Annotated in this window: 3 protein-coding genes; all 3 read left to right on the forward strand. The window is 72.7% G+C overall.

Annotated elements, in window-relative coordinates; translation table 11 throughout:
- The first annotated feature begins 85 nt into the window (after window positions 1–85).
- The 3 genes from ACFUMH_RS18730 (at window position 86) to ACFUMH_RS18740 (ending at window position 4,031) form a co-directional block, all read left to right on the forward strand.
- Window positions 86–1,102: a bifunctional riboflavin kinase/FAD synthetase gene (locus tag ACFUMH_RS18730; RefSeq protein ID WP_378209070.1), complete on the forward strand. Its 1,017-nt coding sequence runs from the start codon at window positions 86–88 to the stop codon at window positions 1,100–1,102.
- Window positions 1,103–1,237: 135 nt separating this feature from the next.
- Window positions 1,238–1,507, forward strand: coding sequence for a 30S ribosomal protein S15 (gene rpsO, locus ACFUMH_RS18735; RefSeq protein ID WP_378209072.1), 270 nt, complete (start codon window positions 1,238–1,240; stop codon window positions 1,505–1,507).
- A 280-nt stretch (window positions 1,508–1,787) separates the two neighbouring features.
- The gene (locus ACFUMH_RS18740; RefSeq protein WP_378209074.1) at window positions 1,788–4,031 is read left to right on the forward strand and encodes a polyribonucleotide nucleotidyltransferase; all 2,244 of its coding nucleotides are present in this window, start codon (window positions 1,788–1,790) and stop codon (window positions 4,029–4,031) included.
- The last annotated feature ends 86 nt before the right edge of the window (window positions 4,032–4,117 follow it).

Consider the following 4,117-nt stretch of genomic DNA (forward strand, 5'->3'; position numbering starts at 1 on the left):
GCGGCGCGCCGCCGCCCGCACAGGTGGCAGTCTTGTCCGTCGGGCCCGCCGACCGGCGGGCCGGGGCGTCGACCCGGGAGCGTGGGTGCAGGTCTGGACGGAGCTGTCGCAGGTGCCGGCCGGCTGGGGCCGGTCGGTCGTCACGATCGGCAACTTCGACGGCGTGCACCGCGGCCACGTGGCGGTGCTGACGCGGATGGTCGCCGACGCGCGCGTCGCGGACGCGCACGCCGTGGCCGTGACGTTCACGCCGCACCCGCTCGCCGTGCACCGGCCCGACGACGCACCGCCGCGCCTGCTCGGGGACGCCGACCGGCTGGAGCTGCTCGGCGGCACGGGCCTCGACGCCGTGCTCCTCATCACGTACACCCTCGACTTCGCCCGCCAGTCCCCGGAGGAGTTCGTCCGCCGGTACCTCGTGGACGCGCTGCACGCGTCGACCGTCGTGGTCGGGCGCGACGTGCGGTTCGGCTGGCAGAACGCCGGTGACCTCACGACCATGCGGGCGCTGGGGGAGCGGTACGGCTTCACCGTCGAGGTGATCGACGACGTGACGCCGTCGGTCGCCGCGGACCCCGGCAGCCCCGAGGACCGGGCGGCCGACGCGCTGCGCCGGCGCTGGTCGTCGACCTGGGTGCGCGAGCTGCTCGCCGAGGGCGACGTGGTGCAGGCGGCACGCGTCCTCGGGCGCCCGCACCGGCTGCGGGGGACGGTCGTGCACGGTGACGCCCGCGGGCGCGAGCTCGGCTACCCGACGGCGAACCTCTCGCCCGGCACGGCGGGGATGGTGCCGGCCGACGGCGTCTACGCCGGCTGGCTGCGCCGCACGCGCCGCGCGGACGGCTCGGCGGTGGGGACCGACGACCCGGACCGCGTGCTGCCGGCCGCCGTGTCGATCGGCACGAACCCGACGTTCGACGGCGTGGAGCGGCGGGTCGAGGCGTACGTGCTCGACCGCACCGACCTCGACCTGTACGACGAGGAGGTCGTCCTCGACCTCGTCGAGCGGCTGCGCCCGACGGTCCGGTTCGACGGCGTCGACGCCCTGCTCGTGCAGATGGCGGCCGACGTGGAGGACGTCCGGCGCGTGCTGCACGGCTGACCGTGACGGCCCTGACCTGCGGTCGCGGGCGGGCGTGCTGCTAGACTGGTCGACGCCGTACGAACGGCCGCGGAACGAGAGAGCCCGGGTGGACATGCCCCGGCGCACCGCGCAACGAGAATCCTGAGGAGCACCGTGTCGCTCGACGCTGCCACGAAGCAGTCCATCATGGCCGAGTACGCCACCCACGAGGGCGACACCGGCTCGCCCGAGGTCCAGATCGCCGTCCTCACGCAGCGCATCAAGGACCTCACGGAGCACCTGAAGGAGCACAAGCACGACCACCACAGCCGCCGCGGCCTCCTGCTGCTGGTCGGCCGTCGTCGTCGCCTGCTGGGCTACCTGCAGAAGATCGACATCAACCGCTACCGCAGCCTGATCGAGCGGCTCGGCCTGCGTCGCTGACCTGCCTGCACCAGCCCGGACCGCACGGTCCGGGCTGGTCCTGCATCGGGGGTCGCCCACGGGCGGCCCCCGACGCGCAGGACCCGCACCACCCGTAGACGCACCACCCGCACGACGCGGCGCCCGCGGGCGTCGCCGCACCACCAGCACGGAACCACCGCGCCGACCCGCTTCGTCCGGTCCTCGGTAGTGGCCCCCGGGACGCACCACGCGTGCGGGGGCCTCGATCGAAGACCGCCGCGGTCTGGCCGGCGCCTTCGATGACAAAAGGAGGGCACCCGTGGAGGGTCCCGAGATCCAGTTCGCCGAGGCCACGATCGACAACGGTCGCTTCGGCACCCGCACCGTCCGCTTCGAGACCGGCCGCCTCGCCAAGCAGGCCGCCGGCTCCGCCGTCGCCTACCTCGACGACGACACGATGCTCCTGTCGGCCACGACGGCCGGCAAGCACCCGCGCGAGGGCTTCGACTTCTTCCCCCTGACGGTCGACGTCGAGGAGCGGCAGTACGCCGCCGGCAAGATCCCCGGCTCGTTCTTCCGCCGCGAGGGCCGTCCGTCGACCGACGCGATCCTGGCCTGCCGTCTGATCGACCGCCCGCTGCGCCCCCTGTTCGTCAAGGGCCTGCGCAACGAGGTCCAGGTCGTCGTCACGGTCATGTCGATCAACCCGGACGACGCGTACGACGTCCTCGCGATCAACGCCGCCTCCATCAGCACCCAGATCTCCGGCCTGCCGTTCTCCGGCCCGGTCGGTGCCGTGCGCATCGCGCTGATCGACGGCCAGTGGGTCGCGTTCCCGCGCTACACCGAGCGCGAGCGCGCCACGTTCGAGATCGTCGTGGCCGGCCGCGTCGTCGAGGGCGGCGACGTCGCGATCGCGATGATCGAGGCCGAGGCGCCGGAGAAGTCCTGGAACCTCATCAAGAACGAGGGCGGCGTCGCCCCCACCGAGGCCGTCGTGGCCGAGGGCCTGGAGGCGTCCAAGCCGTTCATCAAGGCCCTGGTCACCGCGCAGCAGGAGCTCGCGGCCCAGTCGGCCAAGGAGACGCGCGAGTTCCCGACGTTCCCGGACTACCAGGACGACGTGTTCGCCGCCGTCGAGCAGGCCGCCGCCGAGCGCCTGTCCGCCGCGCTGCAGATCGCGGGCAAGCAGGAGCGCGAGAACCGCCTCGACGAGATCAAGGGCGAGGTCCAGTCGGAGCTCGCCGGCCAGTTCGAGGGGCGCGAGAAGGAGGTGGGCGCCGCCTACCGCTCGCTGCAGAAGGCGCTCATCCGCCAGCGCATCCTCACCGACGGCTTCCGCATCGACGGCCGCGGCCTGCGGGACATCCGCACGCTCTCGGCCGAGGTCGAGGTGCTGCCCCGTGCGCACGGGTCCGCGCTGTTCGAGCGCGGTGAGACGCAGATCCTCGGCGTCACGACGCTGAACATGCTGCGCATGGAGCAGCAGATCGACTCGCTGTCGCCCGAGACGCGCAAGCGGTACATGCACCACTACAACTTCCCGCCCTACTCGACCGGTGAGACCGGCCGCGTCGGGTCGCCGAAGCGCCGCGAGATCGGCCACGGCGCGCTCGCCGAGCGCGCCATCGTCCCGGTCCTGCCGGCCCGCGAGGACTTCCCCTACGCGATCCGCCAGGTCTCGGAGGCGCTGGGCTCCAACGGCTCGACGTCCATGGGCTCGGTCTGCGCCGCGACGCTGTCGCTGCTCAACGCCGGCGTCCCGCTCCGCGCACCCGTCGCGGGCATCGCGATGGGCCTCGTCTCCGACACCGTCGAGGGTGAGACCCGCTACGCGGCCCTCACCGACATCCTCGGCGCCGAGGACGCGTTCGGCGACATGGACTTCAAGGTCGCGGGCACGCGCGAGTTCGTCACGGCGATCCAGCTGGACACCAAGCTCGACGGCATCCCGGCGTCCGTCCTGGCCGGCGCGCTGACGCAGGCCAAGGAGGCGCGCCTCGCGATCCTCGACGTCATCGCCGAGGCGATCGACGTCCCGGACGAGATGAGCCCGTTCGCGCCGCGCGTCATCACGGTGAAGGTGCCGGTCGACAAGATCGGCGAGGTCATCGGCCCGAAGGGCAAGATGATCAACCAGATCCAGGAGGAGACCGGCGCCGACATCTCCATCGAGGACGACGGCACGGTCTACATCGGCGCGACGGACGGCCCGTCCGCCGAGGCCGCGCGGGCCGCGATCAACGCGATCGCGAACCCGCACATGCCCGAGGTCGGCGAGCGTTTCGTCGGCACCGTGGTCAAGACGACGACGTTCGGCGCGTTCATCTCGCTCTCGCCCGGCAAGGACGGTCTGCTGCACATCTCACAGATCCGCAAGCTGGTCGGCGGCAAGCGCGTCGAGAACGTCGAGGACGTCGTCAAGATCGGCCAGAAGGTCCAGGTCGAGATCGGCGAGATCGACCCGCGCGGCAAGCTGTCGCTGCACGCGGTCGTCGACGAGGCCGAGGCCGGCGCCGAGGGCGAGAACGCGGCGGACGAGACCGCCGCCGCCGACGCCTGACCGTGCCGCAGGACCTCCCGCTCGTCGCCCCGGCCACGCCGGGGTCCGAGCTCGTCGTCGGGCAGGACGGTGGGGCGCGCGTGCGC

Origin of the sequence: Cellulomonas sp. NPDC057328 (assembly GCF_042667215.1) — a bacterium.
In the GTDB taxonomy this organism is placed as follows: Bacteria; Actinomycetota; Actinomycetes; order Actinomycetales; family Cellulomonadaceae; genus Cellulomonas.